The sequence below is a fragment of the Paenibacillus sp. YN15 genome (genome assembly GCF_003285005.1).
Classification (GTDB): Bacteria; Bacillota; Bacilli; order Paenibacillales; family NBRC-103111; genus Paenibacillus_AR.
This window is the reverse complement of sequence record NZ_QMFA01000007.1, coordinates 61,596-87,642: the sequence shown is the minus strand read 5'-3', so window position 1 is coordinate 87,642 and position 26,047 is coordinate 61,596. Positions and strand designations below refer to the sequence as shown.

The window sequence follows — 26,047 nt, the reverse complement described above, 5'->3', positions numbered from 1 at the left end:
TTCCTCCTTTTTTGGCAATTCTGCTTTTACTATATGATGCGGGGGCGGACAAGTCTTGTAAAAACGCGACAGCCGAAATCAAGCTTGCAAGAAGCTTCTTGCGAGAGGCTTCTTTTGGGCAAGCATCTTTTATTCAGGGAGAGTGATGCCTTGTGAACCATAACATACCCTCACCGGCCTTAGGTGTGCTTCATATGAATGACGGGACACAGCGGTTCCGTCTGACCCGCATCCCTCCTTCGCCGGAGCTGGCGCCTTTCATTAAGCACTACTGGGGGGTCAGATGGGAATTGGCCGAGGGTGAACGCTACAATCAGGTGGTGGTGCCGAATCCATGCGTCAATTTAGTGGTGGAGCCGGGAAAAACGGCCTGTTTTGCTCCGGGAACGGCGACCTTCTCTTATCTGCTGCAAGGAAGCGGCTGTGTCTTCGGCGTAAAGTTTCACCCTGGAGGGTTCTATCCTTTTTTGGGGGAGCCTTTATCCAGGTGGCGGGGCAAGCCTGTTCCGGTAATGAGAGTGCTGGGGCTTACTGGTGAAGAACTGGAGGAGCCGGTGCTCGGCCTTAAGGATGAACAGGCCATGGCAGAGGAGATGGAGAGGGTGCTTATGCGCCGTTTACCCGAACCTGACCCTCAGGCGCAGCTTATCCGGGAAGCCGTGGAGGACATTGCCAAGGACCGGGAGCTAACGAAGGTGGACATGCTTTGTGTCCGCATGGGATTGCATAAGCGGACTGTTCAGCGTTTGTTTGACCAATATGTAGGGGTCAGCCCCAAATGGGTGATCCGGCTGTACCGGATACAGGATGCGGCAGAGCGGCTGGACAGCGGCAGGCATGGCGAACTGGTAAAGCTGGCCATGGATTTAGGCTACCACGACCAGGCCCATTTTATTAAGGATTTCAAGAATGTGACCGGGCAAACTCCCGAGGAGTATATTCAGGGTCCGAGACCAGCATCCGGGTAAATCATGCCGAGTATCCTTGCTCTGCTCTGCCGGTCCGTTTTTGGCAACGGAACTATCCGACGCTTACAGGGGAAAATCCAGATGAATACGACCATAACGGAAATGAGAAGCTGTAAAACCACAAAGATACCGCCAATCGGCCCAAAAGTGACCGGAAATGCCTAATAAGAGCTTCTGAGTTCCGCAAGAACGCACAATGGCGGATTTTCGGCATATAAGCGTCGCTGAGTTCCATTATGGCGGAAGCTTGGTCAGGCAGGCGCGACCAGCGGCCATCTGCCGGGAGGCAGCATGAGTCCAAACAAAAAGAACCTGGGGGCTGCCGCCCCGTCCAGGTTCTTTCACTTTAGTTGCGCATATTAGGAAGCCGCCAGAATGCCGTTCAGCACATCCTGGAAGGCCGGTACGCCCACCCGGGCCACAAACCGGTTGAAGGACTCCCCTTCGTTGCGGTTTTCCTTGTAATACAGGATCAGCCGGGCCAGCACCGGGCCTACCTCATCGCCCTTCACCCGACCCTTCAGCGGCTGGTTGAATTGGGCGCCGGGGCCCAGGGTGCCGCCGATGGCAATATCGAAGGCGTCTACCGTGCCCTCCGGGGTTTTCACCAGAGAGCCCTGGAGGCCGATGTCGGCGATTTGCTTTTGTCCGCAGGCATTGGGGCAGCCTACGAAGTGAATGCGGATATCCTCGTTTAAGTCCACATGCTCATCCAGATACTCGGCTACACGCACTGCCCGAACCTTGGTTTCCACAATCGCCAGATTGCAGAACTCATTGCCTGTGCAGGAAACGGTGCGGCTCATGAAGGTGTTGGGATTGGGCGTCAACCGCTTCAGCAGCGGCTCTGCCAAAAGCGCCTCCACCTTGCTGTCGGGAATATCCGAGAAGATAATATTCTGGGACATGGTGGTGCGCAGGGAGCCTTGGCCGTATTCATCGGACAGCCGGGCCAGCTCTTCAAGCTCATCTCCGGTCAGTCGTCCCACAGGCACATTCAGGCCCACGTAGTTCAGGCCGGGCTGCTTCTGGGGATGGACGCCGTCAAAGTAGGCGGCATTCCAGCCGACGGTCTTATCTTCTCCGGATGAGGGCAGCTCCCCGATGATCTCTGTCAGCTTCTCCAGGAACTTCTCCGGTCCCCAGTCCGCCATCAGGAACTTCAGCCGGGCATGATGGCGCTTTTCCCGGTAGCCGTAATCCCGGAAAATAGTTACAGTGCCCACAGCCACCTTCAGCACATCCTCGGGACGTACGAACACATCCAGCCGTTTGGCCAAATGAGGCTTGGCAGACAAGCCGCCTCCCACCCATACATGGAAGCCGGTCACTTCCTGGCCGTCGATCACCTTCACAGCGGGAGTGAAGGCCAGGTCATTGATTTCCGCATGGGCGGTATTGTAGATATTGCTGGAAATGGACATTTTGAATTTGCGGGGAAGATTGGAGAAATCCCGGTTCAGGATGAAGAAGTCATTCACCTGATTCACCAAATCCTCCGTATCCAGCAGCTCATTGGGGTCAATCCCGGCCAGGGGATTGCCGACAATGGTGCGGGGGCAGTCGCCGCAGGCCTCGTAGGAATAGAGCCCGACGGATTCCAGGCGCTTAAAAATATCCGGCAGATGCTCTACCTTAAGCCAATGGAACTGTATCGCCTGGCGGGTGGTAATATCCAGCAGGTTGCGTCCGTAATCCCGGGAGATGCCGGCCAGCACCCGGGCCTGGTCAGCGCTCAAGATGCCGGTATTAATCCGCACCCGCATCATGAAGTGGCCGTCCCGGGGCTTCTGCTCATACACTCCGGCCCATTTGAACCGGTTCAAATCATCCTCGGTAATGGAGGCATAGCCTCCGGCTGCATATTCCTCAATAATGGTACGAATGACATCCAGACCGTCTTTTTCAAGCTTGATCAGCTCGACCTTGTTTAACTTTGAGGTGTCTTCCGCCCAAATAGGTTGATAAGCCATAGCGCCCGTATCCTCCTTCGGATTCCAAAAAATAAATCCGATTAATCTAGTATGTTTTTGTACAGCTATCGTACCACATCCCAAGCCTAGCGTAAATGCCAGGTGCCATAAGGCTTTGTTATAAAAAACAGACATTTCCGTTATATAACCGGACACGAAAAAACCGCAGAGCTTTAAAGCCCTGCGGTTGAAGGTGCAACGCAGCCAGCATCCTTTCCTAAATCCACCAGGCCTCGCCCAGAGGCTCCTTGATCAGAACCTGCTGCAGGTTGGCGACAGCCTTGGCAAAGCCCTCGTCAATGGACATCAGCCCGTCTTCATGCTCAATGCTGACCACGTAATCATAACCCACCAGACGCAGGGCGCTCATGATATCGGCCCAGGTCTTCAGGTCATGGCCAAAGCCTACGCTGCGGAACTGCCAGGCCCGGTCCAGCATGTGGTCATAGGTCTGCATGTCCGTAAGGCCATACTTGTTCACATTGATGGGATCAATGGAGGTATCCTTGGCATGGAAATGGTGGATGGCGCCGGCGCGGCCCAGGACTTGCACCGCTTGCACCGGATCAATGCCCTGCCACCACATATGGCTCGGGTCCAGATTGGCGCCGATGGCTTCCCCGGCTGCATCGCGCAGACGCAGGAGGGTTGCCGGTGTATGGACGGAGAAGCCGCCGTGCAGCTCCAGCCCAATCTTGACTTGATGATCGGCTGCGAATTTGCCCATTTCCGTCCAGTACGGAATGATTTTTTCTTCCCATTGCCACTTGAGAATCTCTTGGTAGTCGTTGGGCCAGGGAGCTACCGGCCAGTTGGGATACTTGGCGCCTTCGTGGTCGCCGGGACAGCCGGAGAAGGTGTTGACCACCGGAACCTCCAGCTTTTGGGCCAGCTTGACGGTTTTGATGAAGGTATCATGATAGTCCTTGGCGACGTCCTTCTGCGGATGCAGGGGATTGCCGTGGCAGGATAAGGCGCTGATGATCAGGCCGCGGGACTCCACCGCCTGCTTAAATGCTTTCAGTTTGGCTGCATCGCCCAGCAGCTCATCCGGATTGCAGTGAGCGGTGCCGGGATATCCGCCGGTGCCGATTTCTACGGCTTGCAGGCCTTTGGATGCCACATGATCCAGCATTTCCTCAAACGGCTTTTGTTGGAACAGTACAGTGAACACACCCAATTTCATTAAAAAAAGCACCTCCGTTATGGATTGCATACTGCTTTCATTGTAGAAAAAAAGCCCTGCTCTTACTATGTCCGAAGTTGCGGAGTTTGTATCCGATTTTGTACCTTCAGAAGAAGGAGGGGAAATGAAGCAAGCCTTTATAAATGCGGATGACAATTTCATGGTTGGGACAATATACGATGACTGCCAGGGTCACGATGGATTGGGTCAGAAAGCAGCGCCAGTAAAAGTACAGCTTGGACACCTTTTTGCGGTTGACCAAGGATTTTTTCAGCAAGGATTCTGCAGCGATGATGATGCCATGGTAGACCCCCCAGGCCACATAGAGCCATGTGAAGCCATGCCACAGGCCGATAAGCACCATAATCAGGACGGATAACCCGGCGCCGGTCCACTTGGAGGGGGATTTCCGGGAGAAAAACATGTAGATGTGGTCACGGAACCAGTCCCCCAGAGTGGCATGCCAGTTGCGCCAATATTGGGTCAGGGTAGGCGACATGAAGGGCCGTTTGAAGTTCTCGGGCACCTGATAGCCGAACAGCCGTCCGAAGCCCACGGCAATGTCCGAATATCCGGAGAAATCGAAGAAGATCAGGATATAGAACCATACCATGAGAAACAGCGAGGTGAAGGTGTTCAGCGTCCCTGCCGCCACATGGTCAAAGGCGGTGGTCATCCAGGTGACCAGCACGATTTTTTTGAACATGCCGAGAATGATCCGCTTGACGCAAGCCTCCGCCATCGCCGCATCCACCTGATAAGGAACCTTGGTATCCGCGATGAAATCACGGAACTTCAGAATCGGGCCGGAGGTGAAGGTAGGCACAAACAGCAGGTAGTTGGCGTAATCCACCGGCTTGCAGACGGCGTCCCGTCCGATAAAATAGGCAAAGTAGAGAGCGTCAATGGCTTTAAGCACGTTATAGATAATGCCGATGGTGACCAAAGCGCCCAATACCGGATGGTGGAAAACCTCCATATCCGCCAGGCGGAGCAGGACGACGCCTCCCACATTCAAGGCCAAAAACAGAATGAACCAGAACAGCTTCCGGCGCTCTATCCGGGCCAGGAACACAAACAATGCATAATTGATCAACGTATACGCCGCATAAAAAACAAGCAGCCGCTGGCTGTACAAGCCGATGAAGGCCAGGTTGAAGGCCAGAAGCAGCCACCGCTTCTGGCCGGGCAGCCTGCGGGTCAGCCCCATAATTACGGACATGCCGGCAATGGCCAGCACAGCCGTCATATTCAAGTACCACATGTGTCCAATCTCCTCATTCCTAACGAAAGCAATAAGAGTAGTATAGCATTTTTCGCCAGCGCTGTTAACAATGAGACGCATGACTGCTCACGCAAACAGGAAGGGAGTATTTTTCGGAAAATTGGAACGATCTGGATGGATAGTCGTATAATGAAGAAGGCGTCCGCAGCTTGTCCGTATGAGCGGGAGGACAGCGGTCAGGACAATATATCTATGAAGGAGGAGATCAGTTGTTCAAGCAAACACTTCAATCCATGCGCAAGATCAGCGTTGGCATTCTGCTTTTGGCACTTATCGCAACTTCCTATTTGCCGGCGGCCCAGGCGGCTTCCGCTGCCGCGGCAACCGGGCAGTCGGCCGGAACGGCAACTGCGCTTGTCAATGACGGCGGCGAATATCTGCGTTCGCTGATTACCCGGGGGTACATAGAATTCACCGAGGATTTGCAAAATGCGTCCGACCCCATTACCCGGGCCCAGGCGGCTGTGCTTCTGCAGCAGGCGCTTCAGTTCCAGGCGCCCGCAGCCCTTGTTGGCTTCCCCGATGTATCGGCGGAGAATGCGGCGGCGCCTGCCATCTACGCCCTTCGTGAGCAGGGCATCGTGCAAGGCGGCGACAGCGGCTATCAGCCGGACTCCGCGCTGACCCGGGAGCAGCTGGCCTCCCTTCTCAGCCGGGCATTCCTGCTGAATGACAACGGCATCCAAACCGGATATGCCGATGGGCAAACCATTGCCACCGTACATGCCGCGGATGCGCTGAAGCTGAAGCAGCATTTTATCTGGGACGGGCAGAATTTCGCTCCTCAAGCAGCGGTCACCAAGGGTGAATTTGGCCGCGCCCTGTATCTGACTCTGGGGCTGGATGTGGCTGATCCCGGCGCTATCCCTCTGGAGGAATTCTTCCGGGAGTCGGACCAGCAGGGGTTCCAGCTTTCCCCGGACGGCAAGCACATGGCCTTCATACAGCCAGTGAATAACAGGCTGAATCTGTTTGTGATGGAGGTTGGCCAGGAGAAAGCGGTTCAGCTTACCCATGAAACAGAACGGAGCATCGCCGGATTTGCTTGGGTGTCCAATGACCGGCTGATTTATGCCAAGGACAGCGGCGGAGACGAGAACTACCATCTGCTGGTGGTAGGCATCGACGGCAAAGGGCAGCGGGACCTGACTCCGTATGAGAACACGACCTCCCAATTGATCGACATTCTGCCGGATCTTCCGGATCATGTGCTCATTGGCATGAACAAGCGGGACCCGCGGATTTTCGACGTGTACCGGGTGAATATGAATACCGGCGAGGCGGTGCTGGCGGCGGAAAACCCCGGCAACATTACCGGCTGGATGACAGATAACAACGGCAAGCTGCGGATCGCTATTTCCAGCGACGGAAATGTTTCTTCCTTGCTTTATCGAGAAAAAGAGGAGGATGCCTTCAAGCCCCTCCTGGATACCGGCCTGGGCGAAACCTTCAGCCCGCTGATGTTCACTTACGACAATAAGCATCTGTACGCTCTGTCCAACCTGGAGGCGGATAAGGCGGCAGTGGTGGAATTTGATCCGGGGGCCAATAAAGTGGTGAAAACCGTATTTGCCCATCCGGATGTGGATGTGTCGGGCATTGTCCCGTCTCGCGCCACTAAAACCATCGTAGCTGCCGTTTATATCACGGACAAAGTACACTATACCTTCTTTGATGCCGATTTGGAAAAGGTCTACGACTCCATCCGCAAGGAGCTGCCGGGTATGGAAATCGCCATCGGCGTTCCCGACGAGAAGGGCAATTTCCGCTTCCAGGCTTACAACGACAAGAACAAGGGTGTGGACTACACCTATAATGCGGAAACCGGCAGTCTGGAAAAAATCGCCGAGCTGTCCTACTGGCTCGACGAGAGCAAGCTGGCGGATATGAAGCCGGTCACCTTCAAATCCCGTGACGGGCTGACGCTGAACGGATACCTGACTCTGCCGAAGGGCAAGGAGGCCAAGGATCTGCCCTTGGTGGTCAATCCCCATGGCGGCCCATGGGCCCGTGATGCCTGGGGCTACAATCCGGAGGTGCAATTCCTGGCCAGCCGCGGCTATGCAGTGCTGCAGGTGAATTTCCGCGGCTCCACCGGCTACGGCAAGGCTTTCCTGGATGCCGGCAACAAGGAATGGGGCAAGGCCATGCAGAATGACCTTACCGACGGTGTGGAATGGCTGGTGGAGCAAGGCATTGCCGATGCGGACCGGGTGGCCATCTACGGCGCATCCTACGGCGGGTATGCCGCTTTGGCAGGCCTGACCTTTACGCCGGAGGTGTATGCCGCCGGTGTCAGCTACGTGGGCCCGTCCAACCTGTTTACGCTGCTGGGCTCTCTGCCGCCGTATTGGGAGTCGGAGCGGGAGCTGTTCAACCAGCGGGTAGGCGATCCGGTGAAGGATAAGGAGCTGCTGGAGGCGATTTCGCCGCTGTTCCATGTGGACCAGATCAAAGCGCCGCTGTTTGTGGCCCAGGGAGCCAATGATCCCCGGGTGAACCAGGCGGAATCCGACCAGATCGTCCAGGCCCTCAAGGAGCGGGGAGTAGATGTGCCGTATATGCTGAAGCAGGATGAAGGGCATGGCTTCTACAATACGGAGAACCAATTGGATTTCTATCGGGCGCTGGAGAAGTTCCTGGACCGCCATCTGAATCCGTAATCGAATAGCAGTAATCATGCATACATGCAAAACCCTTTTACACAAAACAGCAGAACTTTGGATCATGTCCAAGAGTTCTGCTGTTTTGCTACTTGTAGCCGGCCCAGACGTAGTAGGCCATCAATCCATATCAAAATCCAGAGGATTTAACTTTCACCTCATATTCAGCAATATTTTTCGGAGGATTTATAAATTGAATATCAAACGACCCTGTCTCATTATTATCCAGCCCCCCAAAAGAGCTTAAATACCCAGACTGTGTTCTCAAGACCTTTTTATTCTTGTCAAGTAAAGTTACAGTAATTTCGATAAATCGAGATGTCCTTTCTCCGGAAATATTCTTGACTTGTCCAGTGACGTGATAGATACCTAAGAGGCCATCATCGTAGTAATCATTCAGTCCTGAAAATTCAAAGTTTTGATTTGTTGATTGAGCATTGCTATTAGAAGGCTTTTTTCCAACAAAAACAGACTGTGAGTCACCATCCCATGAGATTTCTCTGCCTAACGCTTCTGAAATGACTCGGAGCGGAACCAATGTATTCCCATCAACTACTATTGCAGGAACTTCATTATTAATTTCTTTTCCATCGATAAATAATTTAACTATAGGAAACCCTTTGAAACTTCCATGCATGACTTCTGAAAAAGCTATTCCCGAGAAAAAAAACGATCCTAGTATTGTTGCTAAAAGGATTTTTCGTTTCATTTCGCGTCCTCCTTTAATGTTCTGGATTATTTTGGCGCAAAGCCCGTTATAAGACGGGGAATCCCTTGTCCCATAAATCTCAGCGAATGCCGGGACCCCAGCGACATACAACAGCAGAAGAGCGCTCTTCCAACAAGGTAGCCGCTCTTGCAAAATCGCTATGGAACCACTTCGGCTTGACCAGCCCCGCATACATCAGTTCATCGCCACCAACACCGTGTCGTTCTCAGCTTAGCAACTCATTGGAGAATGAGAGCAAAAACGCCAATACACCAATGAGCAAAAAAAAGCCTAAAATAATTCCATATAGTAGCAACATCGCTTTAAATAAATTTTTTTTCGTACGATTGCCTTCGCCAAACGCGAATACAAACCACATCACAAAATTGACAAGTGGAATTAACATCAGTAGCAAGGTCAGCATCCATTCTTTGACCGAAATGACAGGGGACATTTCTTTGTTATAGTAGGGTTCTTGAGGCGGAGTACCAGTGCAAATGAATTGAGACTGCACGTTATTGTCCAAATGTATCGCTCCTTTAAAATTTATGTAAAGTTGTATATCCATCCTTTTTCCTCCAGGCTGTTAGACAATAATTTTGGCCTCCCCCCAAAAGAAGTATCACTTTCTTCTAAATTCAAGACCTATGCACCCCAATTGATGAACAGCAACTTTGTTCAGTAGTATTTTATCATACAAAATCCCTTTGGGGTATATTTTCAAATAAAATACCCTATCGTCCCTTGGGGCAATGATTACCCTGCTCTATGGTGGGCTTGGGGTGATTATCATGAGTGAGATGATGAAAAAGGTCGGTGAAGGCATCCGACATTTCCGAAAAGAGAAAGACATGAGCCAAGAAGAACTGGCTCATGCGGCAGATGTTCATGAAAGCTATGTGGGAAAACTGGAACGTGCTGAAAAGGTATGTTCAATTGATGTACTCGCCAAAGTGACTGGAGCCTTGGGTATTTCACTTACGAAATTCTTTCGTTATGTGGAACCAGAAGGCAGCGAGAATGAAGGAACCACGTTAGGGGAAATTGTAGATAGGCTCCGCGGCAGGAGTATTCAGGAACAGAAGAAAATTCTGCGGGTGATTGACGCGGTATTAGATAATGAGATGATGGATTAATGTCATCTTGTTTTTCTTTTCATTCGCATCTATCATGATTGCCGCCGGCCCTTTACAGAACGCAGACGCTCCTTTAATCCGCCGCTAACACGGGGCTGGTATACTGCTTTTACATCGGTGGGAAAGGATGCTGCCATGGCAGACTTCCTCCCGGCACACAACAAGCAGGCAAAGGAGAGTGGCAACAATGGGGATTCACACGTATTTCCGGTCGCTGAACGAAATGGAACGGATTTACCGCTGCCCCGGCAAGTTCAAGTTTGAGGAGCATACGGTGGCGGCTCACTCCTGGAAGGTAGTCCAATACGCCAAAACTTTGGCGGATATTGAGGAGATGCACGGCACCCCGGTCAATTGGAAGAAGCTCTATGAAATCACCAGCAGCCATGATTACGGGGAGATTTTTATCGGGGATATCAAAACGCCGGTGAAGCATTCCTCCATGGAGTTGCGTTCCCTGATTCAGCAGGTGGAGGAGGGAATGGTGCATCATTTCATTAATGAGCATATCCCGGAGGAATTCCGCCCGATTTTCTTCAATCAGCTGCGGGAAGGCAAGGACCAGTCGGTGGAAGGGCTAATCCTGGAGGTGGCGGACAAGCTGGATCAGGTGTATGAGGCTTTTGCGGAGATGCAGCGGGGCAATACGGAGAAGGAATTTGTGAAGATGTACCGCGAGGCGCTGGTGAAGATCAAGAATATTCCCCTGGCGTGCGTGGAATATTTCCTGAGCCACATTCTGCCCGATATGGTCAATGAGGAATCTCTGTCCCCTATCGACATCAGGCGGATTACCGAGGAAGCGCTCAGCCAGTGAGGCGCAGAGGCGCAGCCCAGAAAAAGACAAGCCAATTGACGGTCAATTGACTTGCCTTCCCAAGAACCCCATTGCCGCTTGCGGATGAAGGGTTTTTTTGTTTTTTTAGAAGCCCTCATAGATGAACAGACCGTTGCCGGTAAAATAGACCAGCACCAGAATCAGCATGATGAGATAGGCTAGGAGTTCGACGGTTTTGCGAATGACCGGAGCCATTCATCCACCTCCTTCGTAAACAGGGGAGCCCCTTCCTCCCGGTTCAGATGGACCAGATCGTGGAAGTAGGCGGCGCTGTAGCGGTCCATAACGTCCAGCACCGGTGTTCCATGCTCTGCAAGAATCCGGTTGGCTTCCGCTTTCAGCGGTTCCACATATGGCGGCTTGGGAAAATCCTTGTGCCAGGGCATCCAGATAACCCGGAGGGCCAATCCATGCTCGGCAGCGTAATCCGCCACCCAGGCCAGAGCGTCCAGGTTCTCCCGGAAATCCGGCAGAGTCAGATCGCCCCACAGCTCATCATAGTAGTCCCAGCGCTCCGCCATCCAGGCTTTTTCCTTTTGACCAAAATACAGCTCCTTGTCAATCCACCGGGGCTGGTAGGCCAGCAGCTTCCCCGCATCCAGCTCCACCGCCCCTGCATAGAGGCTCTTCACGGCCTCTGTTCCGGAATCCCGGAAGTAGTCCCGGTACGCATAAACGTAGGGTTGATAGGGCTTTTTGAACCACTGGTAGGTCGGGTCCGTCTCCATCTCGTCGATCATGGTATGAACGTCGATGCCCACCACCAGCTCGTCCTTGACCTGGTACAGATTTTTCTCCAGAATGGCCTTCAGATCGGTAATTCTGCCGTAGGAGAGGCCCATTTCCGTAAGCGGGCGGGTGGACTTGTCCTCCATATAGGCGCCGGTTACTGCGGAGTTTCCGAAGAACACCGGGCCGGAGCGGACCCAGCCGTGATGGTACAGGGTTTTGGTAAAATCATTCTTGTAGAAGCGCCGGGAGGATTCCATGGGATTCCACCAGGCCAGCGCCAGGTCCGTCAGGATAAACAACACCGCCAGAGCAATCAGGAAGCCGTACCGGCGGGTTCGCGCGGCGGCTTTTGTGAAGGGCTTGCCCGGATTAAAACTGCTTTTTCTGCCAGTCCGCATATTGCTCCCGGAAAGCGGCGGGCCAGCGGGTCTCGTCCAGGCCGTATTGGGCCAGGAAGGCAAAGACCCAGCGTTCGATGCCAAAGCCGACACAGCCGGTTACGGCGCTGCGTTTGCCGAATTTGATGTTGAAGGCATTGCCGAAGGTGTTGCTGTGGAAGTTGACGGAGCTGGCGGCGATGGACTTGTCCAGATAAGGGACAGACAGGCGCAGCTCGTACTTCATCTCCTGATTGCGCTGGAAGGAGGCTTTTACCTGGAAGTCATTGGTGAAAAAGGGGTCGTTGGCGATTTCCATCCAGCTGTCCACGTTCCACTCAACCGCCAGTTCCTTCAGGTACTCGATGGCCTTCAGACGGTTTTCCTTTACATAGTCGGGTTTGCCCACGAAGATGATCTCCCGCATGCTGAAGTCCAGCAAACGGCCAAAATCCGTATGGTTCCGGGATTCGAACCGGTGGCACTTGGAGATGGCGGTAACGGTAATGCCGTCCCCTTCCAGCACCTCGTCCTGCAAGCCCTCGTAGCAGTGGTAGCAGGTGGAGGGGTTCATGGTGAACTTGGGCTTGGGCATGCTGGCATTCAGGTCCAGCGGCGCGTCTTGTTTCCAGCCACCGATTTCGCGGATGGTTTGGGAGAAGCCCTCGATCACGTCCAGATCCTCCCGCAGGTGGGTCAGGAAGTGAATGTGCTCGGGGAAGGAGGTAAAATGGTTGGTTTTGTTCAGGGTATCCGCGTGGATGACGGCGGGATAGTGCTCTTCCTTCAGACCCTCGAAGCGGCGGGCGATCTTGGCCACGAAGGAGTCGTCCATAAACCGCATCAGGCTGGAAAAGGGCTCCCGGAAGATAAACATGCCGGGCTCCAGCACCTTGATGATTTTTTTCTCGACGAGCTCGGCAATAATGTCTCCGCGACTGGGAACGTTCACCCGGTGCTCGAACAGAATGTTCTCCTTAAAGCCGAAATCCCCCTTGGAAAAGCGCTCCGCCAACCGTTTGGCCCGTTCCTCGATAACCGCGTTGCCCAAGGGCGAGCTGTGGGTGATGCGGAGCGTGTCCCCGTCAATGTCAATCCCGGTAATTGTCTCGTCCACAAACGCGCAGGCATACTTCAGCTGGCCGTATTGGGAGGCGGACAAACCCTCCAGGGAAACCGTGCATTCCATGATCCATTACCTCGCAATCTTGCGGCTGATGAAGGCCGCGATTTCATTGATGGTGTTCAGGGGGTAGAGCATCAAATCCTGGTTGGTCACCTGCAGATTGTAGGTTTTTTCGATGTGGGCAATCAGGGCGGTGGCGCCGATGGAATCGATAAAGCCGTAATCGAACAAATGCACATCCTGGGAAAAGTCCTCGTCGTCCGGATCAATTTCGTAGCGGGCGCGGATATGCTCCTCCAACTCTTTGGCAATCGCGGTCATGGTAATTCCTCCTAAGGGCTATCCGGAGGATAGCCTACTTCGTAAGCATAAGCTAAGTTTTGCGTCAGCAAAACTCGCATCGTAAGCATAAGCTAAGTTTTGCGTCAGCAAAAACTCGCATCGTAAGCATAAGCTGGGCTTTCCGCAAGGAAAGCCTGCATCGTAGGCACCACGGGGCGGTTCGCTGCCCTGGAAAATTTCTAACGGATGTATAAGCCGCTATTTGGCGGAAATCCGGCCATCTCACATCCTAACGGCAGCCACAGCCCTTATTTGGCCTGTTTGGCCCCCAAGCGGCCACGTTTGCTCCGAATAGCGGCTCTCACCGCCGTTAGAATTTCTAAGCCCCGCTTTTGTCCCAGATAGCGGCTTCTACCGCCGTTAGAACACCCGGAAGCTTCAACTCCCGGAATACCCAACTTCGGAAGCTTCAACTCCCGGAATACCCAACTTCGGAAGCTTCAACTCCGCAAGCCCCAGCTCCCGGAAGCTTCCGGGAGTCTGCTCCCGCCATGGTTGCAGCGGGCGTCAGCTGCGGCTCCGCTAACTAATCCCTTGCCCATTTCAACGTCACAGCGGTTGCTTCCCCATAATGGGTCACCGTATAGGTGTGCCCGACTTGGCCCGGCTGCCCCGCCTCGCTCTCTTCAATCTTCAGATTATCGCCGGCGATCAGAAGCGGCGTCGGGCTGTACAGCTTCACCTGCTGCATTCCGCCGTCCAGAAGCTCCAGGCGGACCTCACCCTCCTTCACCTCCGTCCACCGGAAGGGGACATTGCTGCGCTCCAGATGAAGACCTGCCGGGCTCCAGTCCACCGTGAGCTTCACCGGCTCCCCAAGGCCCGTATACAGAACCCCATTTTGCCGGGTATAGATCCGGGCATCTACCCCAAGAGGCGACCCCTGGTAGGGTTTGCCCGGGTCAATGGCCACCCCCGGCGTGCTCTTGTACACTCCCGCCAGCTCATCCGGCACCTCCGAGGTATCGGCAGACAGCGTAAGCGTCAGATGGACGCCGCGGCCCAGCTTATTCTTCACCTTATCCATCAGCCAGGCGGCATAGCTCTGTTTGACATGAACCTTGGTTTTCAGGGTGGTCAATGCAGAGCGGGCCAGTTGGGGCTCCGTCATAAAGTTATAGTTCTCCGAATTGCGCAGCTGGTCCAAAAAGGTCACATAAGGCAGCAGCAGATTAATCTGCCCGGGAAGCTTGTACTCAATATGATCAAAATAAATAATCGGCATATCCAATGCTGCGTAAGCGTGGTAAATGTCCTCCGTGGCATAATCGGAACCCTTGGCCCGGAAAATCATGTTGGGCGAGCTCAGCACCATGGGCTGCTTCAGCGTGCTGTCCTCCAGCAGAAACGGCATGCTCCACACATAATCCTGGCCGTACTGCGGGTCCATGGGATTATTGGGAGGCCGGAAGCCGAAGTTGAACCACAGGCCCGCTTCATTCTCGTTGCGCAGGGTTTGCAGCCGGTCGGCATTGTTGATCCGCCAGGTATGCTGGTTGGTGCCCATGGCCGTCCAGGGGATGCCCAGTTTCTCGAACATTTGGCGGTGAAGCTCAATTTCCCGTTTCTCCTGGGCGTCCGACAGATAGCTGTGGAAGAAAAGATGGGGATACAGCTCCAGCTTGTTGGCCTTGGCGTAATCCACAAATTTCTTAACCTCATTGGGGTAAGGGAAATCCGGGTCATCCAGCGGCACCGGCAGGCCGAATTCCAATTGGCCCACCACCAGATCATCCTTGCCGTCGTGATTCAAATCCGCCCACAGCGGCACTGAATTATGTCCGCCTACCAGCGCCTTGGTGTTCACCTGGTTGGAGGTGGCGCCGTTCACTGTGCCTTGCTTGGCATAGCTGCCGCCGGGGGATCGGATGTAGACTGTGATGTCTCCGTCCTGGCTGCCGGTGACGATATCCGGCAGCCCGTCTCCGTTCATATCCCGGACGGCGGGTGCGGCATAACGGGAGGAATGGGTGAGCAGCAGCAGCCCTTTTTCCCATTGGCCCGGCTTGCCCGGCACCCCGCGGTAGCCGTATATCCGGCCCACGCCGTCACCGACCACCAAATCCGGAGTGCCGTCTCCGTCATAATCCCCGAAGGCGGGGGCTGCGTAGCTGTCCACCCGCAGCTCCATGCCGCCTGCGCGCAAGGGAACAGGCTCGGTGAAGCGCAGGCCCTGCTTGCCATAGGCCACCCATACCCGGCCTTCCTTGTCTCCCGCCGCCAGGTCCATCATGCCGTCTCCGTTCAGGTCCGCCATAGCGGGAGCCGAATAGCCGGCGGGCAACTGCAGCTCTTTGCCGGAGGAGGTCAGGAGCAGCTCCTTTTTGCCAAAGGAATCTGGGGCGGTCAGCCCTTCCGGAAGCCGTTCGCCTGCATAATCCGGCGGTTGGCTGCCCAGATTGCGGAAGAGATACAGCTGTCCGTCGGCGCTGCCGGCCACCAGATCCATACGTCCGTCTCCGTCCAGGTCGGCCAAGGCCGGATAAACCCGGTACGGGTTATCCAGCTTGTCGCCCAATTGGGTGGGGACCGGATATTTCTCCAGTGTCAGGGTCCGGCCTTCACTGGCCAAGCGCACACCGCTTCCATAGAAGGAATTGTCCAGTTGCCCGATAAACGCCGGCTCCCGGGAGCTGCCCGTATTCAGATGTACGGTCAAATCCTCAAACCATTCGTTCCACTCGTAGGAGGAGCGGACGATGGAGAAGGATGGAATCTGGTTGTACTTGCGCAGCAGCTCGGTCCACTGGATTCCTTCGTCATGGAAAAAAGCGCTGGCCACCTCAAAGTGGTTCTGGTACGCCATGGCCGGACGCCCGTAAGGACCGTGGACCTTGGTCACGCTGTACCCCAGCTTTTCCTTGGACACGTAGTCCAGATAGGCGTTGCGCAGCTGGTAGTTGGCGGTGGCGAAAGCAAACTGGAAGTAGGGCTCGAGGGGAGCTTCATTTTTAAAGCGGAAATATGTACCCCCTTGAGCAAGCTGGTACGTGCTGGAGGCTTGCTTTTGTTTCTCGGCAAAGCCCTTTGCCGGGTCCATGCCGCTGGCCAGATCGAAGCCTGTAATATAATAGTGGGTAGGCAAAAGCGCACTGGACCATAACACGCTGCCCTTGCCGTAACGGTTGGCGGTCATCACACTGGCGCCGTTCATGCGCACCAGGGTTTCCGCTGTAGTTGGAGTCATTCCGTAGCCCCAGTCGTAGCCGGGCAGCGCATTCGATTGTCCGTTGGCCGTCTGGCTGTCCGTCAGTTGGTTCTGGCTGGCGAAGCTCTCCACAAACAACCGGAAGACCTGCTGCATGTTTTGCAAATGAAGGTCCACATCCGGGTATTCAAAGGATAACTCCTTGGGCGAGCCCATTGGGACCAGCTCCGATCCTCCCAGGAAATCGGGTGGAAAGTCGGCGGCAAAGTCATTTTCAAGGAACAGATGGCCGCCTTGCTCCACATACCGGGACAGCTTGTCCAAAGCCCCGGACAGCGCAGGCGTTGCCTTCAGATTATAGTCCAGATAAATGGCATCATACCGGTTCAACTGCCGTTGGCTCAAGTCCGCGAGAGGGAGCTTCCGCACGTTGGCATTGGCCGCCAGGGTCTGGCTGAAATGATCGTAAGCGGCCTGGTCGTAACCATCCGCGCTTACGGCAAACAGGAGGCTTACCCGCTCCTCCCGCTGTATAAAAAACAGGGCGCATACGGACACAACAAGAAGCGCCAGCAGCATGGCGATGGAAAATTTGGCTGCTCTCGTCGCTTTCAAGGGACACTCCTAACTATGGCTTATTAGTTAAAATTACGTCTGCTCCGGATGAACCGGGCAATAAAAGTAGTATAGCATTTTTTGCGAATGATGTTAACCTTCGTCGGATTCTCCCGTCTCCTTCTCCCACACCTTGACATAAATGCCACAGCTGGTAAGATGGAAGCAAGGCCTCTATATCCTATAGGGGCCTTCTATTTCTATGGAGGAGGAAAGCGCTATGATTATACCCAAGCAAGATATGATCAGGTCCAAGATGCTTTATTTAGGAGGTGATATCTACTATGAACCCTAGAGTCAAGGAGAGTGTTTGGCGTGAGCTTTTTGTCCGTCAGCTGGTTATGTTTGATGATGAGAGGCCCCGGTTTCTTGACGCTTATTTCCCCGACTTCGGCAGCGGGCGGTCCCAAGCGGATCAGCTCCTCTGCGACTATATTGAAGTCCTGAAGAGCTATCTGGCCAGTGAGGAAGAACGCTGGTGCGAGAAGGTGCTTGTAGGCAGCCGCGTATGCATCTCCTACCTGGACGATATGTCCACTGAAACTTTAACGATTATAAGTCCCCATCATGCAGTCCTTCCTGAGGACGATTCCGGAGAATGCCCGGTTTCTTTCCTGTCGCCCATGGGAAGGGGACTCCTGATGAAGCCATGCGGGGAGACGGTTCATGTCCAGACCCCCTCCGGCAAGCTCTCTGTAAGAATTGACCGGATCAGCCTGTCCGAAACAGCGCTTACAGCAGGAGAGGGGGAGTAGCTTGAATTTTAAGGAAATGGATCTGTTGGGAATTGGGCACTAATCTGGGGGCAGGCATATCTCCCGCGGGGAATTCCATTATTATGGCCAACAAAACCCGGCCCTGGAAGCCGGGTTTTTCTGTGGGTTTATTTATTCGGTGCAATCCCTTTAATCAGCAATTCTGTCCATTGGGCTGTATAAGGAGTAATCCTCTCGTAGATGTGAGGGCTGGAGATGCCTTCTACAAGGGCCTGGAAATAAATCAAAAGAAATTCGTCGGAATATTTCAAATCAACCTTGCCTTCTTTACGTCCGCGGTGGAATAAATCCAGCATAAGGCTAAAGCTTTCGCTGGCGTATTGCCGCATCATCAAAGATAAGCCATCATCACCCTTTTTGGTGAAAAAGTCCATTAAATCCAAATAAAACTGCTTATTCACTTTTTCCAGATAATTGATTTTGTTCTGACTCATGGCAATGAGGGTTTCTTCGAAAGGTTTATTTTCGGCCATGATTCCTCGGGCGGTTTCCCCCATTTTATTCAAAAAATACTTAAAAACCTCATGGATAAGATTTTCTTTACTCCCGAAATATTTAAAAATTGTTGTTTTTCCAACCTTAGAATTTATGGAAATCTCATCCATTGTTAAATTTTCCACGCCGGCATCTGTATTTATCAAGTTAAAAGTCGCTTCCAAAACTTGATTTTTCTTCTCCTGTGTGCGCCGTTCAAATCCATTCATTCCCAATTCCTGCTTTCTATCCTTAATGAATAAAAAATTTTCTTTCCTAATTATATAGCAATAGTTATGAATTATCAAACGAATGAAAGTTCAAAACTCATGCATTTTTAATTGACTGGGCTAATAAAAAGGTGTATAACTGAATCTGTAAATGAACTTTGGTTTAAAACAAAGCGAAAATATGAGAATATGGATTCTTAATACTGTTAAGAGTTCATTATTTTTTCTCCGGATTTAAGCTTTGCCTTAAACTGGAAAGCACGTTACTAAAACTGTTTAAAAAGGAGTTTTAGTGCTATGGATAAAATTGTAGAAGTGCAAGGGCTACAAAAGAGTTTCGGCAAGTTTAAAGCATTGCACGACGTGACATTCACAGTAAAGGCTGGAGAAGTTGTGGGCTTTATTGGACCAAACGGTGCAGGCAAGTCAACAACGATTCGTACTTTGTTGGGAATTATTAACCGCGATGCCGGTAAAGTAAAAATTTTTGGCAAAGACGTTTGGAAGGATAGCCTTGAGATTCATAAACGAATTTCTTATGTTCCAGGTGATGTGGCGCTTTGGGGCAGCTTAACGGGTGGCGAAATTATTGATCTATTTATTAAATTGCATGGCGGCGGAGATAAGAATAAACGTGACTATTTAATTAAGCGTTTTGAACTGGACCCTAAGAAGAAAGCAAAAGGCTATTCAAAAGGCAATCGGCAAAAGGTCGGCTTGATTGCGGCGTTGTCAGTTGAATCGGATTTGTATATTTTCGATGAACCAACTTCCGGTCTTGATCCTTTGATGGAAGCCGTCTTCCAAGATGAGGTAGAAAAGATCAAGCACACAGGGAAAGCAATTTTACTATCCTCCCATATTTTGAGCGAAGTGGAGCGTTTAGCGGATAAGGTGGTCATTATTCGCCAAGGAAAGGTCGTTGAAACGGGGACGTTGGATGAATTGCGTCACTTAACACGTTCTACTGTTACTTTGGTAACCGTAGGTGATGTGGTTAAGATGGCATCCGTTAACGGTGTCCATGATTTCAAGCAAAAGGACAATCAAGCGACATTCTCTGCGGATAACCAATTTATCAATGAAATTCTGTCCGAAGCCGCAAAATTGGGTGTGAAGAAGTTTGAATCTGTACCGCCAACGCTTGAAGACTTGTTCATGCGGCATTATGAAGTCTAAGAGTGGGAACGGAGGAAAACGCGATGAAAGAAAAATTTGCACGTTGGAATGTACTATTTGTGCAGTATTTGAAACGTGATTGGAAAAAAATCATTATCTGGATTTTAGGTCTGGGTTTGTTCTCAGCTGCTTATGTTCCGGCCTTTGAAGAAATCGGCAAGGGGGAAGGTTTGCAGGGGATGTATGAAACCTTGCAAAATCCCGCCATGATCTCTATGGTTGGTCCGACACCGGTCGGCACCGCGGCTGATTATACTTTGGGTGCCATGTATGCACACGAAATGCTGCTATTCTGTGGTTTGTTTGCGATGATCATAGCTGCTTTGCATGTTGTGAGCCATACCCGCAAGGAAGAGGATCATGGGCTTACTGAGCTGGTGCGCTCCTTTCAAGTCGGCCGCCAAGCCAATTCGCTTGCTGTGATTGCCGAAGTAGTGCTTATCAATATTTTAATGGCGCTTCTTATTGGCGGGGTTATGACTGGCTTTGGCGTTGATACGATTTCGGCCGGAGGATCATTCCTGTTTGGCGCATCAGTGGGGATAGCTGGTATTTTGGGAGCTGTAATTGCCTTAGTTATGGCGCAAATTATGCCAACCTCATCCGGTGCAACTGGTTCATCGCTTGGAATTGTAGGATTGCTCTATATTGTTCGTGCTGGTACAGATGTGTCCAATGTCAATTTATCGATGATCAATCCAATGGGTTGGACTTATCTGACTTATCCATTTACTGAAAACAATTGGATACCCCTGATTTTGGCCGCAGCCTTCAGTGTTATTGCGGTGATCATTGCTTTTGCCCTTGAGGGCGGTCGGGATATGGGGGCTGGTTATTTACCGGAAAGAGAAGGGCGGGAGACAGCCAAAAAATCCTTGCTGTCCATCCCTGGTTTGTTTATCAAGCTGAACAAAGGCGTAGTGATTAGCTGGTTAATTGCTTTCGTAATCATGGGAGCAGCCTATGGTTCGATTTATGGAGATATGCAGACTTTCCTTGAAAGCAATGAAATGATGAGTCAAATGTTTACGATAGCAGGCGTTTCAATCGAAGCCTCATTTACGGGAACCATTATGATGGTCATGATAGGATTGGTTTCTATTTTACCCATTGCCATTGTCAATAAACTTTTCTCGGAAGAAGTGCGGCTGCATTTGAGCCAGCTTTATGCTACAAAAGTGACTCGGGCTCAGCTCTATTGGACGAGTGTCATTTTGGCAATCGCTGCTGGAGTTGTTGGGATTTTGCTGGCTTCAGGCGGACTTGGCGGTACGGCAATTTCTGCAATGGGTGATGGCTCATCTATGGATATGGGGGATTTTTTGGCCGCAGGCTATAATTTCTTGCCCTCTGTGCTGTTTTTTACAGGACTTGCAGCTTTGGCTTTAGGCTGGGCGCCAAAACTGGGTAAAGTGATTTATGTATATCTTGGCTATTCTTTTGCATTAAACTACTTTGGCGGGATTTTGGATTTGCCGGAATGGTTTTCAAAAACAGCGGTTCAAAGCTGGATTCCGCGGATGCCAATGGATCAGTTTGATGGAGTAATCTTTATTACTATGACCGTGATCAGTATTGTCTTGATGGTACTTGGCTATATGGGCTATCACAAACGGGATATGGTGGAAGGAGCTTAACGACCTCGGGAACTGGGGAGGTTGGGAATGGAATGAGGACGTGAGCTATTCACGTCCTCATTTTAACGTTGGCCGAGGGCGGCAGGACGCCGCGGCATACGCAATGGCAACAGATTCGCAACTTCATCGGTGAATCTCTATAATAAATTCATAAGGCCACAGATCGAGGTATGGGATGAATAAAATTTTGGTTGTTGAAGATGAGGATATTTTACGTGAAGTGATCATGGACTATCTCATTGAGGATGGGTATCAGGTATTGGAGGCCGCCGACGGGGAAAAAGCTGTAGAGCTGTTTCAATCCAACTCGGTTGATTTAGTTATCTTGGATATTGTTCTGCCGAAGGTTGACGGCTGGTCAGTATGCCGCCGAATACGGAAACATTCCAGTGTCCCTATCATCATTTTAACCGCCCGTTCGGACGAGGATGACTCTCTCCTGGGATATGAGCTGGGAGCGGACGATTATCTGGTCAAGCCATATAGCCCCCGTGTTTTAATGGCAAAAGTAAAACGGTTCCTGGAAAAATACTCGGGCGGGATGGATGGAATGCCCATATCAGACGGCCATATTGTCATCAATATGGGAGCAAGGCTTGTTTCTGTAGATGGAAATACCATTACTCTGACTCATACGGAATTTGAGATTCTCGCGTACCTCATGCAAAATAAGGGGATTGTAATAACCAGAGAGCAATTAATCTCTAGAATATGGGGATATGATTTTTATGGTGATGAAAAGACAATGAACAGCCATATCAGAAACCTGCGTGCCAAGCTGGGCAGCAGAGGCAGCTGCATTGTTACGGTTATCCGGTCGGGATATAAATTCGTAGAGGAACAGCTATGAAAAAAAGCATTGTTTTGAAATGGTTTGTGCTGACAGCATTATTATTTTCAACGATGCTTTTGGTCATTGGCATTACGCAGAATTACTTTTTTGAGAAATATTATATAAATAAGAAGTCGGAAACGCTCAAAATCAATATGAACCAGTACTCCGATCTGGCAGCGAAAAAAGGGGCAGAAGCGGCATCGGTTGAGCTATATAAGAATAACCAGGTCTGGATGACAAAATTGGACCAATATGGGCGTATTCGGGATGTAGAAAATTACTATATCGATGTGAAATTGAAGAATGAATCCCAGGATAATTTGCGAATCCCAATGTACTCCTTTGCAGGGGAATTTTCTTCCGATGTGCTCTCTTCCCTAAAGGTCGGCGATGAGGTCATTATTGATACCGTTAATATTGCGGATGAAAGGATACCTTACCATATACAGACCCATTCGACGGGAATCATCGATTTAAACATTGCCAACAAGCTGCATGGTCCTCATGCCGACCAAGCTTATCGTCATCTCAGCACTGGCCTGTACAAGGGTACGGTCGTGAAAACGATGTTTCCGGAGCGCAGGGAGGATATAGCGTTTCTTTACCAGGAAGGTTATTTTTTGGAACAGGTCAAACAATTTCAAGCCGCCCTGCTGGCGGATAATGCGAAACCTCTTCAGAGTACGGAAGAGCTTAGCGCAACAGCAAATTTTGTGCAATACAGGATAATCATTAAACCGGTTATTGAAAATGGAGGAACGGGATACATTTTTGCGATGACCTCTCTTCAGCCGGTTGATGAAGCAATAGCGGTGATCCGGCAATTCTATCCTTACTTTTTTGGATTTGCTTTTCTGTGTATTATCGTTTTGGCTTTTATTTTTTCAAAGTGGCTGGCTAAACCGCTGATATCCATCAACCAGATTACAGGGAAAATCGCAAAAATGGATTTTACGGAAAAGCTGCCGGTGCATTCCGAAGATGAAATCGGCCAATTATCCGGAAATATCAATTACCTGTCCAGCCAGATGGAAGCGTATATTGGCCAGCTGAAGCAGGATCTTGATAAAGAGAAGCAGTTGGAAACTACCCGCAGGGAATTTATTGCCGGGGTATCCCATGAGCTGAAAACGCCGCTTGCTGTTATGAAAAGCTGCCTATCGATTTTAAAAGACGGAATTGCCGTTGAAAAAAGGGAACATTACTTTCAGGCAATGGAAGACGAAATAGAGCGGACGGATTTGCTGATTGTGAATATGCTGGATCTGGCTAAGTTTGAATCGGGCACCTACAAGCCGGAAATGGCTCCTTTTGAAATCGATAAAGCGATTATCGAAGTATGCAGATCGTTGGGTGAGCAAATACAGGAGAAACAGCTCTCGCTTACATTAAACCTTTGTTCTCAAATGGTGGTGGGGCATAAAGGACTAATCAGTCGCGTGATGACTAATTTTCTCAGCAATGCAATCCGGCATACGGAGAATGGCCATGCTATTGTCATTGCTGTACAAAGCAATGGACAGACGGCGGAAATCAGTGTCGAAAACCAAGGGAAGCCGATAGCAGAGGAAGACAAGAAAAAGATATGGAATCAATTCTACCGTGTGGAGGCGCGGGCTTCCAAAGCAGGTACGGGTCTTGGACTTTCCATAGCCATGGAAATACTGGAGCTTCATCATGCGGTTTATGGTGTAGAAAATACAAAGGACGGCGTCCGCTTTTTCTTTTCATTGCCGGTACAGCCCTATCCTACAGACCATTAAAAATATCCGAACTTCATCTCATCTGCATCTGTTCTGCATTTCGCTGCTGTAATATCTGTGTATCTCATAAAGAAAGAGGGCATGGATATGAAAAAAATAATGACTTGCTTGCTCATAGGCATGTTTCTGATTGGTATGGCTGCCTGTGGAACTAAACCTGCTGAAAAAGACGCTTCCGCTCAGTTTAAGAACAGTGTATTTATGGGGGATTCCATTACCGAGGGTTTTGCCTTTAATGAAATCCTGCCGAAAGAATGGGTGATCGCCGGGGCGGGAGCAACTGCAGGCTTTTCTTATGATGACATTGACGCTTTTGTTGAAAGGAAACCGGATAATGTCTTCATTATGTTGGGGTCGGTTGATATCCTCATGCCTGTGGATGATCCTAAAGAATTATTCAGAAATGATTTAACGAAGCTGATTAACAAGATAAAGGAAGAGCTGCCCGGCTCTAAAATATATCTCCAATCCATAACGCCTGTAACAGAGGAGGCCTTAAAACAAGAGCCCCGCTATCAAAGAATAGAGGAATATAACGGGCTTTTAGAGGAATTGGCGGACAAGTTAGCCGTTCATTATGTAGACATAGGCGCACTGGCCAAGGAGTCCTCCGCTTTATTTGCCGAAGATGGTATTCATTTCAAGAAAGAATTTTATCAACTGTGGCTGAAGAAGCTCTCCGAATCCTTGTAGCGGAGGAGACCATGGTTTTCAGCAGCCTGTTCTTTGCCTTTGGTTTTTTGCCGGTCACAGTCGTTCTATATTATTTGTCGGGAAAATCTTTGAGGAGTATTGTGCTGCTTGCGGCAAGCCTGTTTTTTTATGTCTGGGGAGAGCCTGTCTATGTATTATTGATGTGCGGCTCCATAATGATCAATTACTGTATAGGCATTTTATTAGGTAGAGATGATGCCGGCCGGCGAAAAAAACGGCTTTTTTTCATCATAAGCCTGGTGTTCAATTTAGGCTGTCTCGCTTATTTTAAATATCTCGGCAGGCTCCCCATAGGAATTTCATTTTACACCTTTCAGACGTTATCCTATGTAGTTGATGTGTACAGGGGAAACATAAAGCCGCAGAAAAACCCGATCCTTTTTGCTCTTTATATTGCTATGTTTCCGCAGCTGGTCGCCGGGCCTATTGTGAAATATGCAGACATTGAATCCCAGTTAGCGGGCAGGAGCATAAATTTCGAGCAATTCAGCTCCGGAATGCGGCGCTTTCTGCACGGCCTGGGGAAAAAAGTGCTTCTTGCCAATCAGATAGGCTTGCTGTGGTCCGAAGTTAAAGCCATGCCCGGTACGGAGGTTTCAGTGTTTATGGCATGGACCGGAATGATTGCCTTTGCCCTGCAGATTTATTTCGATTTTAGCGGATATTCAGATATGGCCATCGGATTGGGAAACATGTTTGGATTCCGGTTCAAGGAAAACTTTCGGTATCCCTACATTGCCCAAAGTATCTCGGAATTTTGGAGAAGGTGGCATATCTCCCTGGGGTCCTGGTTTAAGGAGTATGTGTATATTCCTCTTGGCGGAAGCCGCGCGGGCAAGCTGAAACTGATGCGGAACCTGTTCATTGTATGGTTTCTCACCGGGCTCTGGCATGGCGCAAGCTGGAATTTTGTTTTATGGGGGCTTTATTTTGGAGCATTAATAGGAATAGAAAAATTGTTTTTGCAAAAAAGCATGACACGATGGCCAAAGGCTGCCCGCCATATATACGTATTGCTGTTGGTTGTTATAGGCTGGGTGTTCTTTGAATTTACTGACCTGACGGAGGGGGTAAATTTTCTGCGGATCATGTTTGGAATGGGAGACAACGGGCTTATTGATAACCAAGCAATTGTGAAGCTGAAAGCCTATGCCTTCATATATATGGTTTGTATTCTTGCCGCTTCACCTTGGCTGAAGATACGGGGATTATTCTTTATAAGAATGGATTGCAATATTTACAGATTGGCAGCAAACATGTATTATTGTGCACTCCTATTTATTTTGGCGGCATATATGGTCAGTTCTACCTATAACCCGTTTATATATTTTCGGTTTTAGC

The 26,047-nt window shown here is 50.7% G+C and carries 21 protein-coding genes; 11 read left to right on the top strand and 10 right to left on the bottom strand.

The window, feature by feature from the left end; genetic code table 11:
• Positions 1-194: 194 nt before the first annotated feature.
• Entirely contained in the window at positions 195-968 is a 774-nt protein-coding gene (locus DQG13_RS08445) for a helix-turn-helix domain-containing protein (protein ID WP_258525546.1), read from the top strand.
• Between the two features lie 359 nt (positions 969-1,327).
• On the opposite strand, the gene DQG13_RS08440 is transcribed toward DQG13_RS08445, so the two are convergent.
• From DQG13_RS08440 to DQG13_RS08430, 3 genes are all read right to left on the bottom strand, one after another.
• Positions 1,328-2,941, bottom strand: coding sequence for a nitrite/sulfite reductase (locus DQG13_RS08440; protein WP_113019306.1), 1,614 nt, complete (start codon positions 2,939-2,941; stop codon positions 1,328-1,330).
• 217 nt (positions 2,942-3,158) lie between these two features.
• Positions 3,159-4,127, bottom strand: a complete 969-nt coding sequence (locus tag DQG13_RS08435; protein ID WP_113019305.1) for a sugar phosphate isomerase/epimerase family protein — start codon at positions 4,125-4,127, stop codon at positions 3,159-3,161.
• Between the two features lie 106 nt (positions 4,128-4,233).
• Positions 4,234-5,391, bottom strand: coding sequence for an MBOAT family O-acyltransferase (locus DQG13_RS08430; RefSeq protein WP_113019304.1), 1,158 nt, complete (start codon positions 5,389-5,391; stop codon positions 4,234-4,236).
• A gap of 230 nt (positions 5,392-5,621) precedes the next feature.
• On the opposite strand from DQG13_RS08430, the gene DQG13_RS08425 reads away from it, so the two are divergent.
• Positions 5,622-8,075 (top strand): S9 family peptidase, encoded by a 2,454-nt coding sequence (locus tag DQG13_RS08425; RefSeq protein ID WP_258525545.1) that lies wholly within the window; start codon positions 5,622-5,624, stop codon positions 8,073-8,075.
• A 130-nt stretch (positions 8,076-8,205) separates the two neighbouring features.
• Here the strand turns inward: DQG13_RS08425 and DQG13_RS08420 are convergent, their stop codons facing one another.
• Together DQG13_RS08420 and DQG13_RS08415 are read right to left on the bottom strand one after the other, a co-directional pair.
• A complete protein-coding gene (locus tag DQG13_RS08420; RefSeq protein WP_181592649.1) occupies positions 8,206-8,784 on the bottom strand; it encodes a stalk domain-containing protein in 579 nt (192 codons plus the stop codon).
• Positions 8,785-9,010: 226 nt separating this feature from the next.
• The gene (locus tag DQG13_RS08415) at positions 9,011-9,352 is read right to left on the bottom strand and encodes a hypothetical protein (RefSeq protein WP_258525543.1); all 342 of its coding nucleotides are present in this window, start codon (positions 9,350-9,352) and stop codon (positions 9,011-9,013) included.
• Between the two features lie 223 nt (positions 9,353-9,575).
• On the opposite strand from DQG13_RS08415, the gene DQG13_RS08410 reads away from it, so the two are divergent.
• Positions 9,576-9,920, top strand: coding sequence for a helix-turn-helix domain-containing protein (locus DQG13_RS08410; protein ID WP_181592648.1), 345 nt, complete (start codon positions 9,576-9,578; stop codon positions 9,918-9,920).
• A gap of 187 nt (positions 9,921-10,107) precedes the next feature.
• The gene (locus DQG13_RS08405) at positions 10,108-10,737 is read left to right on the top strand and encodes a YfbR-like 5'-deoxynucleotidase (RefSeq protein ID WP_113019301.1); all 630 of its coding nucleotides are present in this window, start codon (positions 10,108-10,110) and stop codon (positions 10,735-10,737) included.
• 179 nt (positions 10,738-10,916) lie between these two features.
• Here the strand turns inward: DQG13_RS08405 and DQG13_RS08400 are convergent, their stop codons facing one another.
• The 4 genes from DQG13_RS08400 to DQG13_RS08385 form a co-directional block, all read right to left on the bottom strand.
• Complete coding sequence (locus tag DQG13_RS08400) at positions 10,917-11,888, bottom strand: SGNH/GDSL hydrolase family protein (protein WP_258525542.1); 972 nt, start codon at positions 11,886-11,888, stop codon at positions 10,917-10,919.
• A complete protein-coding gene (locus tag DQG13_RS08395; protein WP_113019300.1) occupies positions 11,860-13,056 on the bottom strand; it encodes a hypothetical protein in 1,197 nt (398 codons plus the stop codon). The genes DQG13_RS08400 and DQG13_RS08395 overlap by 29 nt, the downstream gene beginning before the upstream one ends.
• A gap of 6 nt (positions 13,057-13,062) precedes the next feature.
• Positions 13,063-13,314 carry an acyl carrier protein gene (locus tag DQG13_RS08390; RefSeq protein ID WP_113019299.1) on the bottom strand — a complete coding sequence of 84 codons (252 nt, stop codon included), beginning with the start codon at positions 13,312-13,314 and terminating at the stop codon, positions 13,063-13,065.
• Between the two features lie 547 nt (positions 13,315-13,861).
• Complete coding sequence (locus DQG13_RS08385) at positions 13,862-17,098, bottom strand: FG-GAP repeat domain-containing protein (RefSeq protein WP_113019298.1); 3,237 nt, start codon at positions 17,096-17,098, stop codon at positions 13,862-13,864.
• Between the two features lie 284 nt (positions 17,099-17,382).
• Between DQG13_RS08385 and DQG13_RS08380 the strand changes: the two genes are divergently transcribed.
• Positions 17,383-17,853, top strand: coding sequence for a GreA/GreB family elongation factor (locus tag DQG13_RS08380; RefSeq protein ID WP_113019297.1), 471 nt, complete (start codon positions 17,383-17,385; stop codon positions 17,851-17,853).
• Between the two features lie 128 nt (positions 17,854-17,981).
• Here DQG13_RS08380 and DQG13_RS08375 read toward each other — a convergent pair whose 3' ends face one another.
• Complete coding sequence (locus tag DQG13_RS08375) at positions 17,982-18,578, bottom strand: TetR/AcrR family transcriptional regulator (protein ID WP_113019296.1); 597 nt, start codon at positions 18,576-18,578, stop codon at positions 17,982-17,984.
• A 297-nt stretch (positions 18,579-18,875) separates the two neighbouring features.
• Here DQG13_RS08375 and DQG13_RS08370 point away from each other — a divergent pair, with 297 nt between their 5' ends.
• From DQG13_RS08370 to DQG13_RS08345, 6 genes are all read left to right on the top strand, one after another.
• The gene (locus tag DQG13_RS08370) at positions 18,876-19,757 is read left to right on the top strand and encodes an ABC transporter ATP-binding protein (RefSeq protein WP_113019295.1); all 882 of its coding nucleotides are present in this window, start codon (positions 18,876-18,878) and stop codon (positions 19,755-19,757) included.
• Positions 19,758-19,780: 23 nt separating this feature from the next.
• A complete protein-coding gene (locus DQG13_RS08365) occupies positions 19,781-21,394 on the top strand; it encodes an ABC transporter permease (RefSeq protein ID WP_113019294.1) in 1,614 nt (537 codons plus the stop codon).
• 175 nt (positions 21,395-21,569) lie between these two features.
• Complete coding sequence (locus DQG13_RS08360; RefSeq protein ID WP_113019293.1) at positions 21,570-22,244, top strand: response regulator transcription factor; 675 nt, start codon at positions 21,570-21,572, stop codon at positions 22,242-22,244.
• Positions 22,241-23,992, top strand: a complete 1,752-nt coding sequence (locus DQG13_RS08355; RefSeq protein ID WP_113019292.1) for a sensor histidine kinase — start codon at positions 22,241-22,243, stop codon at positions 23,990-23,992. Before DQG13_RS08360 ends, DQG13_RS08355 begins: the two co-directional genes overlap by 4 nt.
• 87 nt (positions 23,993-24,079) lie before the next feature.
• The gene (locus DQG13_RS08350) at positions 24,080-24,685 is read left to right on the top strand and encodes an SGNH/GDSL hydrolase family protein (protein WP_113019291.1); all 606 of its coding nucleotides are present in this window, start codon (positions 24,080-24,082) and stop codon (positions 24,683-24,685) included.
• Between the two features lie 11 nt (positions 24,686-24,696).
• A complete protein-coding gene (locus tag DQG13_RS08345) occupies positions 24,697-26,046 on the top strand; it encodes an MBOAT family O-acyltransferase (RefSeq protein WP_113019290.1) in 1,350 nt (449 codons plus the stop codon).
• The last annotated feature ends 1 nt before the right edge of the window (position 26,047 follow it).